Raw genomic sequence first — 13830 nt, 5'->3', positions numbered from 1 at the left:
TGCAAGTATTTCACTGATAATTTTTTCTTCTAAGCAAATATTAATGTTAGCACACTTTACAAACAGGGAAAAGATTCGGTCTTATCCATTCGTGAAAACAGACATTTTCTACTGGAAACTGTTCTCACTTTTCATACATCCTTATCTATGTTACGATTATTAAATGTTTTTCTAATATATTGAATTGTCTAACTTTTAAGTTATTCGACAAATTTCAGCAAAACTATGATAGTATGTAAACGTATTCATTATTTCTTGTCATCAGGAGGTTCACTTATGCAACATAAACTATATTCCAATAAGGATATTCTCATATTAGGCTTAATGCTTTTTGCACTATTCCTGGGAGCCGGAAACATGATTTTCCCGCCATTGATGGGGCAGGCAGCTGGTACTAGTGTAGGTACGGCTGTTATAGGATTTTTAATTACCGGAGTCGGATTGCCACTACTCGGTGTCATGGCGATAGCATATACCGGTGGAGACCTGCAGACACTTGCTAATCGTGTAAACCCAATTTTCGGAATTATTTTTACTATCATTATGTACTTGGCGATTGGACCATTCTTCGGAATTCCACGAACTGGTACGGTAGCTTTTGAAATCGGTGCTACTCCATTTTTACCGGAATCCATTAATCCGGTGGGCTGGCCTTTATTCTTTTATACGATTGGATTTTTTGCTATCACGTATTTTCTTGCACTGAATCCAACCAAGCTTGTAGATCGAATCGGTAAAATATTGACACCACTCCTATTAGGGGTAATTGGAATATTGGTTATAAAAAGCATCGTGACCCCGATGGGAGAACTGCAAAAGCCCTCGGAAGCATATGCGAATTCTCCATTTTTCAAAGGTTTTTTGGAAGGATATCTTACGATGGATACCATTGCAGCATTAGTTTTCGGAATTGTCGTTATTTCGGCCATCAAGGATAAAGGGGTTACCGATAAAAAAACCATTACCTCCCTTTGTATGAAAGCTGGATTCATTGCTGCAATCGGATTGACCCTGGTATACGGCGGACTTTCCTATCTGGGAGCTACAAGTACGAATGTTATTGGTGCTGCGGATAATGGCGGCCAAATTTTATCAGGTTCTGCAAGCTATCTGTTCGGTTCCTTAGGTACTGTTATTCTTGCGCTTGCCATTACCTTTGCTTGCCTGACCACATCTGTTGGATTAGTATCTGCAACAAGCCAGTTTTTCGTAAAAGTGTTCCCTTCCATCTCCTATAAATTATTTGTTGCAATATTATGTATTTTCAGCTTGATTGTGGCGAATTTCGGATTAAATCAACTAATCGCATTCTCATTGCCTGTACTGATCATGATTTATCCACTAGCGATTGTATTGATTCTCTTATCCTTCTATCGCTGGAAAAATGAATCGTATGTATATAGCTTTGCACTACTGTTTACAGGAATAGTAAGCTTTGTCGATGGATTGGCCATTGCAAATATAAATATTACATTCCTTCAAGATATTTTTAGTGTTCTTCCATTTTACAGTGTTGGCGTAGGCTGGTTAGTTCCTGCCATCATCGGTGCTTTAATTGGAATGGCAATTGGAAACCTGATGCCAAGAAGCAAACGTTCAGAAAGTATTGCATAAAAGAAAAACTCCACTTGGGTTGCCAAGCGGAGTTTTTTTATCTGTCATTCTGTTTTTTTTCTACATAGGTAAGCAGTTCATCAATAGATACACGCTGGTTTTCTGATTGGAGTTCAGTGACGTCTTTATAGGTTAAACCATAGACACCCGAATGAAACGTTTGAACATCTTTGGAGTCATGAATAATAAGGGAAAGTGGTTCTGCTTCCATATTATTTTTCATTGAATGCTTCTGCACGGTCAAAGGTTGATCCTTAATGGTTTCCAAAGAATCAAAAACCAAAAACCATGTGGCCGCTCCACTTACAACCAGTAGCCCGATAAGCAAGAACCTTAAGGTCGTCACGTTCTTAGCTCTCCTTTTCCAAGATCTGCTCTATTTTCTTCAGTACGCCTGGCTCCACTTTCTCAAGTGCAGTAGCCGCTTCTTCCAAAGCGTTTTTGTATTCATAGTTTCTGAACAGCTGTTCCGCTTCTATCAAGCTTTCATGGACGAAAGCATGCTTGCTTCTATATCTGTTGCCGTATTGTATGATATTCTCTGCAAGGAAAGCATGGTCTAATATGTCCGTACAATCCGCATAGCATTTTTCCACTGAAGTGACAGCCTGATGCAAGATGGCATTCACTTCAATAATGTTCAGCGGTTTTTCCTCCAGCTTTTCCTTAACTGCCTTCAACTGCTCACTGGCTGTTGTCAGCTCCTGATAAATGGTTTCCGGAAGTCCAGGCATGTTGCTCTTTTCGATTTCCCTTTTCACTTCCAATAGCATTTTGCGCAAAGTTGCCAATTGGTCTCTGGCGGCCATTTCATCTTTTCTCAAAGCCTGCAATATCTCCGTGTACTGTTGATGTATTTCTTGCAGGGAATTGATCTGTTCGCAAATATCCTCGAGCTCTTCTTTGAGGATGGAAAATGCTATCGTCTGGTTTTCCAGATGTGAACTGAGTTTTTCATAACGATCGACAAGAGCAAGCATGGAATGTTCTATTTTACGTTGGGTTTGAATGTCTTCTTCCTGCAGGTGATAGCTCTCCTGTACTACGTAGGTTTCTTCCTTGGATTTTGCACTTGCCTCGGATAGGGTATGCAGCACCGTTTCGACAACAGGCAATTCCTTCACAATGTAGTGTTTGGCAATCACTTCATTTTCAATGTTGTCATAGAGCTTATCCATTTCCTCTTTCATAAGCTCTATGCCTTCTTTTGCTTCCGCCACTTTTGTTTCAAAAAGAAGATTGGTGATATGCTTTGTCTTTTCTTTCAGACTTTCTACATTTTCTTCCAATTTAACATGATCAAGTATGTATCCCTCTTGCAGCATTTCCTTATAGCCTGTTTCCACCTCGGCCAGCTGGCTTGGCAGGACGGACTGACAATCAATCAATAGACTTGGGATATTAGCTATTTTAAATTCAAATGCCTCGATTTCCTTTTCCAGCTTTTGCACTAACCCTCTCGCTTCCAGATAGTTCCCATTGTTCATGCTATCATGGAATTCAAGGAAGGTTTGCTGAAGGTGATCGACTTCCTTTTCCAAAAGGGCTGTGGTACTCCCGTATTGATGGCGCTGGTTTAACAGCTTCTTTTTTAATTCCGTATAAGTGACTTCCAACATGTCGATCTGTTCCACGCTTTTCGCTTGGCTGCCGATCAGCTCATCCAGTTCATCAAATATGGACTTGATTTTATCCTCGATGCCTTCAAGCTTCTGATTTGCGATAGCAAGCACATTTTTCGCCTTTTTGAAACGGTATTTATCGACAAGGTCCTCTGCATCAAACAGATACTCTTCAATGCTCAGTAATTCGGAGGACAGGATTTCATCCCATTGATAGCGCCAGTTCTCGAAGAGCTCTTCTGTCTGCCCGGTCATGTTAAGATCTTTCACTTTTGACAGCTCTTCAGAAACGGGCTTATTCATAATCGACACCTTCCACGTTTCCAATCGGTCAACTTCCGCATAAATTTTCTTTCTTCTTAGATAACTGAAAATGACAAATATAATTACTGCTACTAGTATTCCAATGATTATTTTCATACCTAATCCCCTTTGGCCTGGATGGTTGTAACGATTAACTGAAAATTTTATTATGTAAGATAATCAAAAAGGCGTTTTTCCCTTTGAACACATGCTAATATATATAAGGTTCGAAACTAAAACGGTCATTGTTTCCATTCATTTTTCAAAATTTTTGTTTTTGATGGTAAACAAGTATAAAACATGCCCATTTTATTTGTATTTCAATGTATTTATGATACCATGTAAACGACATTTTTTGACCAATATTTTAAAATTTTTTACATATTTCTTCAAGTATTGGAGGCAAGAATGATGATTATCGATAAACACGTACATACCCACTATTGTCCCCATGGTAGCACAGATCCACTTGAGAGGTATATCGAACAGGCTCTTGCCTTGAATTACCGGGAAATTTCCTTTACGGAACATGCTCCCTTACCCAAGAATTTTATTGATCCAACACCGGAAAAAGACAGTGCTATGTCCCTAGACCAAATGTCTTCATATCTGGAGGACTTGTGTAGGTTGAAAACTTACTATTCTTCAGCACTAAAGGTTAATATCGGTTTGGAAGTGGACTTTATTGAGGGCTATGAAAAAGAAACTGCCTCCTTTCTCGATGAATATGGTCCTTTTTTGGATGACAGCATTTTATCCGTTCATTTTTTATGGAGTGGGAAGGCCTATTATTGCATGGATTACAGTGAGGAAACCTTTGAGGAGATGATTCAGATGTTTGGAGGATTAAGCAAGGTTTATGAAGCATATTTCTCCACTCTGAAAAAATCCATTGTTACAGATCTCGGAAAATATAAACCAGGTCGGATCGGTCATATCACGCTAGTTGAAAAGTTCAAGCGCAAATTCCCACATGAACAGGATCTTTCTGATTATGTGCTGCCTCTATTGGACACCATTGCGGACAAAGGTTATGAACTTGACTATAATGGTGCAGGCTTCACTAAGTCTCTTTGTTTGGATTCCTATCCACCGGCGTCCATCGCATTGGAGGCATATAAAAGAAAAATCCCTCTCGTCTATGGATCGGACGCCCACAGCGCAAAGGGATTAATGCAGGGATATCAACAGTTGGAGCGGACTCTTCTTGATTAGAGGGCAATCCTGTCCACAACCCTGTTTGAGAAGACGGAATGCTCGAGCCATTCAATGATCTTCTTCTGGTAGAGATCGACTGTTTGTGTCTCATACGGCATCACATGCCACACCTCAGCCAAATACTGAGCTTGTAAAAATGGCATACTGATCATACTTTTCAGTTGCATCACCGCAAGAGGAATGGAAATAGGCTGAAATTCTTTGTTCTTCTTTCCTTTTTCAAAAAACAATTGCAAATAATATTTCTCCTTCATCAAGTAGGTGGTCATCACTTCCCGGACCAATGTGGTATCCAGCGTAATTTCCCTGTACACATATCTTGCAAGCTGGCGATTGTCACGATGAAAACTCATCACATTATTCACTGTAAGTATGACACATTCCTGCGCTGATAGAATGTTCATCTTTTTATAGATTTGCTCCAGGACGGACAGATATTCTTCCAGAAAAGCTGCAAGCAGATACTCCTGCAGCCCTGCCTTGTTTGTAAAATAATAGGATATATGTGCAACATTGACCTTTGCCTTTTTAGCGATTTCCCGAATTGAGGTACCTGAATAACCATTTGTATTAAATAGATGAACAGCGGCTTCTATTATTCTTTCTTTGGTCGATTCCATCCTTTTCACCCCTTTTGGTGATTCTCTTTTATTGATTTCTAGCCGTGGAGCGTTTATCCTTTTATTAAATGTCGACAAAGTACATAGGAATTCTACTTATAGTTTGGTAATTCCGCATATTATTAGGAAAAAGTGAGGGGATTATGATGTTTCAAGTCGAAAACTACAAAGGAACTCGAGAAGAAAATTATGAACTGGTCATCAAGCAGCTGCAGGCACTAATAGCTGATGAGCCAAGTTTCATCGCCAACCTTTCCAACGCCTCCGCGCTGTTAAATGTCTTTCTTGATCAAATCAACTGGGTAGGCTTCTATCTGACTGAAGGCGAAAGCATGCTGGTACTTGGTCCATTCCAAGGCCTCCCTGCATGTGTACGAATTCCATTCGGCCGTGGAGTTTGCGGAACCGCAGCAGCGAATGCTAAAACGGAGCTTGTTGCAGACGTTCACACTTTTCCGGGACATATCGCCTGTGACGCCGCGTCCCAATCGGAAATAGTAGTGCCGATGGTGAAGGATGGAAAAGTCATTGGGGTGCTGGATATCGACAGCCCGATCAAAGAGCGCTTTGATGAAGTGGACCGAACATACCTCGAGAAGTTCGTTGAGGTACTTCTGGCAAATTAAAAAGGCTCTTTTCGTAAAGTTTGTTGCTTTTGTTCGTAAAAAAATCGGCTTTTGGATTTTTTAATGCATTAATTATTTTAAGTTTATTGGTGAACCAATATTCCAAACTGGAAAAGAGCACGATGACGAGTAATATTACGGGCTATAATCGCATACGAAAAGGAACAAAACATGCGAAAATAACATAAAAAAAGTGCCAAGCTCCTGTTTTATTAACAGAGGGCTTGGCACTTTTTTATTTTATAGGATTTTATCCAATGCCTGTTTCAGGTCGTTCCAGATATCTTCCTTCGCTTCAAGACCCACGGAAAGGCGGATCAGACTTTCTGTAATCCCCATCTGTTCCCTGTTCTCCTTTGGAACAACAGCATGCGTCATGGTAGCAGGATGCTGAATCAACGTTTCGGCATCCCCAAGGCTTACTGCAATCTTTATCAGATTCAATTCATTCAGCAGTTTCTGCGCCTCTGTTTTTCCGCCTTTAATGGTAAAGGAAATAAGTCCGCCGCCACGCTTCATCTGCTTTTTCATGATGGAGTGTGATGGATTGCTTTGATCACCTGGATAAAAGACGCTTTCAATCGCCGAATGACCCTTCAATTGTTCAATGACGTACTCTGCATTGTCGCAATGGCGGTCCATCCGGACGTGCAGAGTTTTTAATCCTCTAATCAACAGCCACGCATCAAATGGTGACATAACACCGCCAATGTCCTTTAGTGTAGTCATGGATATCTCCTGGATCATTTCCTTGGATCCTACAATCAAACCGGCGATGACATCTCCATGTCCGCCAATATACTTGGTGGCACTATGGATGATGATATCGCAGCCGATGTCCAAAGGCTGCTGCAAATATGGAGAACAGAATGTATTGTCCACCACCACTTTGATACCATATTCCTTCGCAATCGACACCACCAGTTCGATATCGATCAGCGCCATCGTAGGGTTTATCGGTGTTTCTATATAGATGCAGGTGGTTTCAGGACGAATAGCATCCCTGATCTCCGCTTCTGTTTGCATGCTGCAGAAGCTGTGGTCCACCTCATATTTGTTTTTAAGAAGCTGCAATAATCCAAATGTACAGCCATATATCCCCTGAGAACACAAAATATGTCCATTACTTTTCGTCAGGGCAATCAGTACTGCAGAAACTGCCGCCATACCGGAACCAAACGCCAATCCCGCTTCCCCATTTTCAAGCGCAGCAATTCTGTCCTCGAGCATCTTCACTGTCGGATTTCCGAGTCTTGAATAGATGTACCCTTCCTCTTCGCCTGCAAACCGTTTTTCCCCTTGTTCTGCCGTTTGAAAGGAAAAAGTAGAAGTTTGAAAGATTGGTGGCGCCAAGCTTCCGTGATAAATGGAGCTGTCATATCCATGATGGACGACTTCTGTTTCAAACCTTGTATTTTTCTTTTCCATAAAAATTTCTCCCTTCAAATATCACATCCATAATTAGCATATGGCAAAATACCGAAAAATGAAAGCGTTTTCTTTTTTGCGGTCCTTTTCCGAGGAAAACTGAAAATGATGGAATTCATAAAAAAACGGCCGATTCAGCCGGCCGCTAATGTTATCCACAATATTCCTCTGACTCGATGCATAGCTGGTTTTTACCTAAATCTTTTGCTTTCAAAAGGGCAAAATCAGCCCTGTGAAAGAGGTCGCGCGCGGAATCGTTCAGACCTTTTTTCCAGAAGGATAGTCCGCAGGAAACCGTCACAGCAGGCGACGTCTGTTCTTCAATTTTCCTGATGATGCGCCCGGCAATCTGCTCACCTAGTGCCAAATCAATTTTCGGAAGGTAAATAGCCAATTCCTCCCCACCCCACCTGGCACCAATGTCCGTTTCTCGAATGCTTGCGTTGATGATCGCGGCGACCTGCATCAAGATGGTATCCCCTATCTGATGGCCGAATGTATCATTGACCCTTTTGAAATCATCAATATCCAATAGAATAAAAGTTCCATAGGAATCGTGTTTCATCGATTTCTTTATTTTTTCGTCCAAATATTTTCTTGAATATAGCTTTGTCAAATAGTCCGTGATGACGTACTTCTCCAATTCCTCCCGCAGCATCGAATTGCTGAATGCAAGCGTCGAATGGTGAATAAGCGATTGAAGCAGCTTAAATTGCTCAAAGCTGAAAAAGTAGGGCAGTGTGTGTGTAACGACACATGCTCCTTTAATGCCGTTGGAGGTATGCATCGGAATAATCATACAGGAACAAAACGGCAGATTGGAAAGCCGTTCATGTACACGTAGATCTCCGATAAAAAGCGGCTCTCCATCTGAATATACATAATCCTGCATATGGGATAGATAGACTCCGATATCCTCCTGCTGGAAAAATTCGGTGGACCCTGGCAGCACCTCTGCCCCTCCAGCTTTATATAGGACAAATGCCGCTTCTTTTGCCTCGAAGAAATGCATGATCTTCTTGATCATATATGCCGTAACTTCCTGAAGCCTCAGGTTGGAATTTAACTGATGGGAGGTCTCATTGATCAGCTGCAGATCGGAAATGACCTGCTTCGACTGCTCATACAGTTGTGCATTTTCAAGGGCAGTTCCGGTAGCGTTGGCAAGCAAAGTGATAAATTTCAGCTCTTTTTCAGGCAAATAGAAAGAATCCAGGGAGATAATCTGCAATACGCCATAGATCCCCTGCTCCCCTTTTATCGGAACATAAATATAGGTTCTTCTGTCCCTGATACAGTTCTCAAGCTGAACTTCCCCTGTCACATAGGCATTCATTGCGCTCATGTTAGAATCATCAAAATCCAATTTTTTTACCGGCAGATGCTGCAGATCATCATTATCCGATGTAAGCAGCAGCAAATATGAAAAATCCTCATACGTATTTCGTAATATTTCGATAATTTCAGATAGTATGCCTTCCACCCTCATGGAAGAATGGAATTTGGATGTCACTTTATACAATTCTTCGTATTGCTTCTCTTCAAATCTTGTATGTATGTATTGGTTGTATTGTTGAAAGATTGTGGAAAGTTCTTTTGATAACTCGTCAAAGCTTACTAATGAGAGAGGTAATGGAGAGGTAAATTGCAATTCTACTGCACCCAAAAAATCCTTGTCCCCATAGAGAGGCAGGTTGACATTTCCCCAGTCACTTCCCCCTGTTTCAAGAGTTTTATGGTAAACGGCACCCACTTCCCTTACTCTTAGCTGATCGTAGATGGGTGAAAACTCTTCCATTGTAACGGTGACCGAATTCGCCTTCAGCTCTTCTTTTAGGATGGATTGCAGCATGGTGAGAAATGTAGCTTGTGTAAGATTAGAAGACGAAAGAAAAAAATCTAATATTCTGCTTTTTATTTCAAGAATTTTTTTAGTCGATTCCATTTTTTTCACCTTTTACATTACTATTTACCTATATTATAACGGTAACAGGTTAAATTTTCCTAGTGTTATTTTAAGGAATTAACAAAACAGTATCTTTTTCAAACAAGACAAGCCACAAATCATGCTTTTCCGAAAGCTTATGAACCGAGATGGGTTTTTCATCAAAGGATTTCTGAATGATAAACCCCCCTTCATTGGAGAGTTTCACCACATACTGTTTCGTATCAGTCTCTTCTATTGAGACTTGATAATCTTTCTCTTCCTCATTCTCCTCTTTTTTAACACCTTTTTCCATTTTTAACTCTTCATTATAGAGCATCCATTCCTCATCGGTTTGCAGCCATATACCTTTGGACTTTGGGTCCTTTTCAAGTTGAGTCGGATGAGTCTTCAGCTCGATGGCATTTATCGTGTCAAACTTGTAATTATCTTTTTCATTTATCTTATAGGTAACAAGAATTGGCTTCTCTTCATGTTCCTTTACAATTGCAATGACGGGAGTCTGATTTTGTTGATCTTTCTCCTGGACGACCACAGCCATCGGTTGGAATGGTTTTGGAGGTTTCGCCTTTTCTTTTTCTTCATCGGAACCATATTGTACGGAAAACAAATACAAAGTTGTAATCCCGATGACTCCAATAATAAGAAAGCGAATAATTTTTTCTTTTTTCGATTCTTTGTACATGTTTATTTCTCCTCGACGCATTTGTATTGAAAATTATACCATAGGAGCTATAAGGACGGACACGCACGTTTAGCGAAATTATTGACGGCTTTCTGGTTGTGGTATAATAAATGTACTGAAAACATCCTTTCCCCAAAACTATTCGATTCTATCCTTGACTTCCTATACATTTTTCCGATATAATAGCCTTTGTGTAAAATATTGCAGCCTATGTGGTATGCTATGTTGATTCATTTTGTTCCCCGTTCCATAAAAACGGAGGTGTATCGTGTAACTCTTTGCTGCAGAGCGAGGATACATGAAAACAAAATGGTCGGGTAGATTAGTCGCATCTGTTATTATTTTACAACAAATAATAACACGAAGGAGGAGTCATTCATGGCTCGTTATACAGGTCCAAGTTGGAAACTTTCTCGCCGTCTAGGCATTTCATTAAGCGGAACAGGTAAGGAATTAGAAAAGCGTCCTTACGCTCCTGGACAGCATGGTCCAAACCAACGCAGAAAGATTTCTGAGTACGGTTTACAATTACAAGAAAAACAAAAATTACGCCACATGTACGGTGTAAATGAGCGTCAATTCCGTAGCCTTTTCGATGCTGCTGGCAAGATGCAAGGTAAGCACGGTGAAAACTTCATGGTTCTTTTAGAATCTCGTTTAGACAACGTAGTTTACCGTTTAGGTCTAGCTCGCACTCGTCGTGGAGCTCGCCAATTAGTTAACCACGGTCACATCACGGTTGATGGAGCTCGCGTAGACATCCCATCTTTCCGCGTGAAAGCTGGTCAAGTAATCGGTGTTCGTGAAAAATCACGTAACCTAAGCACTATCAAGGAATCTATCGAAGTAAACAACTTCGTTCCAGAATACCTTACTTTCAATGCTGACGCTTTAGAAGGAACTTTCACTCGTTTACCTGAGCGTTCCGAGTTAGCTGCTGAAATTAACGAAGCTCTAATCGTTGAGTTCTACTCTCGTTAATGATAAGAAACACCACCGGATTCCGGTGGTGTTTTTTTGTTTCTCCCCATTAAAGACCGCTGTTGATTTCCGCACTAGGCGCAGCGACCCAAGGGGCGTTTGTGGTGCCTCCTCGGCTTCGCCTGTGGGGTCTCCACTAAACGCCACCTCCCGCAGGACAAGGAAGGCTTCGGAAGCGGTACATCGCCGCAGAAAATGCTCGCATTTTCAAGGAGTCTTCGCCTATTGCTCCAATCAATAGCTAGATACATAAAAGCAATTACTTTACAAAAAGAGGCGGACATTTTATCCACCTCTTTCCACTAACTTTAGTATTTAATTAGGAAGTACTTCTTCTTCCCTCTTCTGATTACAGTAAATTGATCTTCGATTCGGTCGGAATCCCCTAGGACATACGCAAGGTCCTGTACTTTTTCTCCATTGATAGAGATGGCACCGTTTGTGATATCCTCACGGGCCTGGCGCTTGGATGGCGCGATCTTGCTTGCTACAAGCAATTCCACAAGTTGCAGCTGCTCTTCATTTTCAATTGTGAAGGAAGGTACATCTGCAAATCCCTGCTTGATTTCGTCACCTGTCAATTCAGAAATGCTTCCGCTGAACAGCGCTTTGGAAATGCGGATCGCCTGCTCAAGGGATGCTTCCCCGTGCACCAATTTCGTCACTTCTTCTGCCAGGCGTTTATGCGCTGAGCGTTTTTCAGGTGCTTCCTGCAACTCATTTTCCAGCTCCATGATTTCTTCGTGAGATAAGAATGTGAAGAACTTCAAGTATTTCACAACGTCACGATCATCCGTGTTGATCCAGAACTGGTAGAACTCGTATGGGGAAGTCTTTTCACGATCCAACCAGACCGCGCCGCCTTCCGTTTTACCGAATTTCGTACCATCTGCTTTCGTAACAAGCGGAATCGTCAACCCGAATGCCTTTGCATTCTCTTCAGACTTACGGATCAATTCAAGACCCGCAGTGATGTTCCCCCATTGGTCACTTCCACCGATTTGAATCTTACAGTTTTCCTCTTTGTATAAATGTAAAAAGTCCAATGATTGAAGAATCATATAGCTGAATTCCGTGTAGGAGATCCCTGACTCAATACGGGATTGCACGGAATCTTTTGCTAACATGTAGTTCAGGCCGAAATTTTTCCCGACATCACGCAGAAAGGTAATGACATTCATTTCGCCGATCCAGTCGTGATTGTTCGCGATTACTGCAAGGTTTTCAGCAGCTTTGAAATCCAGGAATTGCGAAAGTTGATTTTTGATACGGTTGGACCACTCCACTACGATATCGGACGTATTCAACGTACGTTCCGCTTTCTTCCCGCTTGGATCACCAATCAATCCAGTTGCTCCACCAACCAACGCAATCGGATGGTGACCTGCCTGCTGGAATCTTTTTAACGTCAAGATTGGAAGCAAGTGGCCGATATGCAAGCTATCACCTGTCGGGTCGAAGCCGGAGTACAATTTCACCTTCTCCTCGGATAAAAGCTTCACCAATCCCTCTTCATCTGTAACCTGATTCACTAAGCCTCTAAATTTTAAATCCTCTAATAAATTCATGTTTTTTGCTCCTTTTGTTCAAAATAAACACAAAAAAACCCATCCCTCCATACAGAAGGGACGAGTTTATACGCGGTACCACCCTAATTGAAAAGCAGCATGTGCTTTCCCACTCAAAAATGTAACGGTTCACACCGTCTTTTGCTACTAGGCCAAATACGCCGTTCCCAAAAGATGCTCAAGGAGGTAATTCATCTATAAGGGTGTACTGATTTGCACCAACCATCAGCTCTCTTTAAGCAAGCCCATATACACTACTCTTTCCTGTCTACGCTCTTATGTTAAAAATAATATACAGTCTTTTTATCACAAGAGCAAGCTCAGTGTCAACAAAATCCTGGAAAAAGTAAAAAATTTGTCGCTAGAAATCCGCAATATGCTATAATTAGTATGATTTGCCGGGGGGTAGATAAATTATGTCAAACTACGACAAGTTCAAAGAAAAAACGCAGTCCTTTTATCAAATTTTCGTCAATAAATACACGAAAAAAGGTGCAAACATTACATATTTAGTAGTGTGGAATCTAATCTTGATTTTCCTTGTCATCGGATTGATCGGAGCATCCTTTGCAGGTGGTGCAGGTGCAGGATACTTTGCAGCACTCGTAAAAGATGAAGAAGTCCGTTCCTATGAAGATATGAGGAAAAACATTTACAACTACGAGGAATCAACAGAGATGTTTTTTGCAAACGATGTGTATCTAGGGAAATACCGCGCGGATCTCGTCCGTGAGGAAGTGGACCTGGAAAACGTATCCGAGCATTTAATTAATGCCCTTGTGTCAACCGAGGATGAGTACTTTTTTGAACATGAAGGCGTCGTGCCAAAAGCGATTGTCCGGGCCATTGTCCAGGAAGTAACGAACTCCGCCAACCAGACGGGGGAAGTACCTTAACACAGCAGCTTATCAAGAACCAGGTGCTGAGCAATGAAGTATCCTTCGATCGTAAAGCGAAGGAGATCCTTTTAGCCCTTCGTCTTGAAAATTACTTCAGCAAAGAAGAAATACTCGAAGCTTACCTGAATGTTTCCCCTTTTGGAAGAGATTCCTCCGGTAGAAACATCGCAGGAGCACAAACGGCGGCAGAAGGAATCTTCGGCGTCGATATCAGCGAGCTTTCCATTCCGCAAGCGGCCTTTATCGCCGGACTTCCGCAGAGCCCATTCGCCTATACGCCCTTTACAAGATCTGCAGAAGTGAAGGACGTAGATGGATTGG

General features: G+C 41.5%; 11 protein-coding genes, 1 pseudogene and 1 other annotated feature. Of the genes and pseudogenes, 5 read left to right on the top strand and 7 right to left on the bottom strand.

All coding sequences use genetic code 11. The annotated features are described in order from the left end of the window. Window positions 1-276: 276 nt before the first annotated feature. Complete coding sequence (gene brnQ / locus ABN702_RS02855; protein WP_417899316.1) at window positions 277-1614, top strand: branched-chain amino acid transport system II carrier protein; 1338 nt, start codon at window positions 277-279, stop codon at window positions 1612-1614. 37 nt (window positions 1615-1651) lie between these two features. Here the strand turns inward: brnQ and ABN702_RS02850 are convergent, their stop codons facing one another. Further along, window positions 1652-1960, bottom strand: coding sequence for a hypothetical protein (locus ABN702_RS02850; protein WP_417899315.1), 309 nt, complete (start codon window positions 1958-1960; stop codon window positions 1652-1654). A gap of 4 nt (window positions 1961-1964) precedes the next feature. Further along, entirely contained in the window at window positions 1965-3656 is a 1692-nt protein-coding gene (gene ezrA / locus ABN702_RS02845) for a septation ring formation regulator EzrA (protein ID WP_417899314.1), read from the bottom strand. Between the two features lie 294 nt (window positions 3657-3950). Here ezrA and hisJ point away from each other — a divergent pair, with 294 nt between their 5' ends. Further along, entirely contained in the window at window positions 3951-4754 is an 804-nt protein-coding gene (gene hisJ, locus ABN702_RS02840) for a histidinol-phosphatase HisJ (protein ID WP_417900802.1), read from the top strand. Here the strand turns inward: hisJ and refZ are convergent. After that, a complete protein-coding gene (refZ, locus tag ABN702_RS02835) occupies window positions 4751-5377 on the bottom strand; it encodes a forespore capture DNA-binding protein RefZ (RefSeq protein WP_417899313.1) in 627 nt (208 codons plus the stop codon). The genes hisJ and refZ overlap by 4 nt on opposite strands. 146 nt (window positions 5378-5523) lie before the next feature. Between refZ and ABN702_RS02830 the strand changes: the two genes are divergently transcribed. Continuing rightward, entirely contained in the window at window positions 5524-6003 is a 480-nt protein-coding gene (locus tag ABN702_RS02830; RefSeq protein ID WP_417900801.1) for a GAF domain-containing protein, read from the top strand. Window positions 6004-6243: 240 nt separating this feature from the next. On the opposite strand, the gene megL is transcribed toward ABN702_RS02830, so the two are convergent. The 3 genes from megL to ABN702_RS02815 form a co-directional block, all read right to left on the bottom strand. Further along, window positions 6244-7431 carry a methionine gamma-lyase gene (gene megL, locus ABN702_RS02825; RefSeq protein ID WP_417899312.1) on the bottom strand — a complete coding sequence of 396 codons (1188 nt, stop codon included), beginning with the start codon at window positions 7429-7431 and terminating at the stop codon, window positions 6244-6246. A 151-nt stretch (window positions 7432-7582) separates the two neighbouring features. Then, a complete protein-coding gene (locus ABN702_RS02820) occupies window positions 7583-9376 on the bottom strand; it encodes a diguanylate cyclase domain-containing protein (RefSeq protein WP_417899311.1) in 1794 nt (597 codons plus the stop codon). A 70-nt stretch (window positions 9377-9446) separates the two neighbouring features. After that, window positions 9447-10061 carry a hypothetical protein gene (locus ABN702_RS02815; protein WP_417899310.1) on the bottom strand — a complete coding sequence of 205 codons (615 nt, stop codon included), beginning with the start codon at window positions 10059-10061 and terminating at the stop codon, window positions 9447-9449. A 378-nt stretch (window positions 10062-10439) separates the two neighbouring features. Here ABN702_RS02815 and rpsD point away from each other — a divergent pair, with 378 nt between their 5' ends. Beyond that, complete coding sequence (gene rpsD / locus ABN702_RS02810; RefSeq protein ID WP_386642923.1) at window positions 10440-11042, top strand: 30S ribosomal protein S4; 603 nt, start codon at window positions 10440-10442, stop codon at window positions 11040-11042. 308 nt (window positions 11043-11350) lie between these two features. Here rpsD and tyrS read toward each other — a convergent pair whose 3' ends face one another. Beyond that, entirely contained in the window at window positions 11351-12610 is a 1260-nt protein-coding gene (tyrS, locus tag ABN702_RS02805) for a tyrosine--tRNA ligase (protein ID WP_417899309.1), read from the bottom strand. A 53-nt stretch (window positions 12611-12663) separates the two neighbouring features. After that, window positions 12664-12890 (bottom strand) — a binding site (T-box leader). Between the two features lie 136 nt (window positions 12891-13026). Here tyrS and ABN702_RS02800 point away from each other — a divergent pair. Beyond that, window positions 13027-13811: pseudogene (locus ABN702_RS02800) on the top strand (transglycosylase domain-containing protein); the annotation flags it as partial. Window positions 13812-13830 lie beyond the last annotated feature (19 nt).

Origin of the sequence: Bacillus haimaensis (assembly GCF_048270625.1) — a bacterium.
GTDB classification, from domain to species: domain Bacteria; phylum Bacillota; class Bacilli; order Bacillales; family Bacillaceae_I; genus Sutcliffiella_A; species Sutcliffiella_A haimaensis.
Note: the sequence above shows the minus strand (reverse complement) of the source record. Positions and strands in the feature narration are given on the sequence as shown.

Coding starts and splice junctions, on each gene's coding strand:
- ABN702_RS02820 (WP_417899311.1), bottom strand. CDS start 9,376: ATGGAATCGACTAAAAAAATTCTTGAAATAAAAAGCAGAATATTAGAT.
- refZ (WP_417899313.1), bottom strand. CDS start 5,377: ATGGAATCGACCAAAGAAAGAATAATAGAAGCCGCTGTTCATCTATTT.
- rpsD (WP_386642923.1), top strand. CDS start 10,440: ATGGCTCGTTATACAGGTCCAAGTTGGAAACTTTCTCGCCGTCTAGGC.
- ABN702_RS02830 (WP_417900801.1), top strand. CDS start 5,524: ATGTTTCAAGTCGAAAACTACAAAGGAACTCGAGAAGAAAATTATGAA.
- hisJ (WP_417900802.1), top strand. CDS start 3,951: ATGATTATCGATAAACACGTACATACCCACTATTGTCCCCATGGTAGC.
- brnQ (WP_417899316.1), top strand. CDS start 277: ATGCAACATAAACTATATTCCAATAAGGATATTCTCATATTAGGCTTA.
- megL (WP_417899312.1), bottom strand. CDS start 7,431: ATGGAAAAGAAAAATACAAGGTTTGAAACAGAAGTCGTCCATCATGGA.
- ezrA (WP_417899314.1), bottom strand. CDS start 3,656: ATGAAAATAATCATTGGAATACTAGTAGCAGTAATTATATTTGTCATT.
- ABN702_RS02815 (WP_417899310.1), bottom strand. CDS start 10,061: ATGTACAAAGAATCGAAAAAAGAAAAAATTATTCGCTTTCTTATTATT.
- tyrS (WP_417899309.1), bottom strand. CDS start 12,610: ATGAATTTATTAGAGGATTTAAAATTTAGAGGCTTAGTGAATCAGGTT.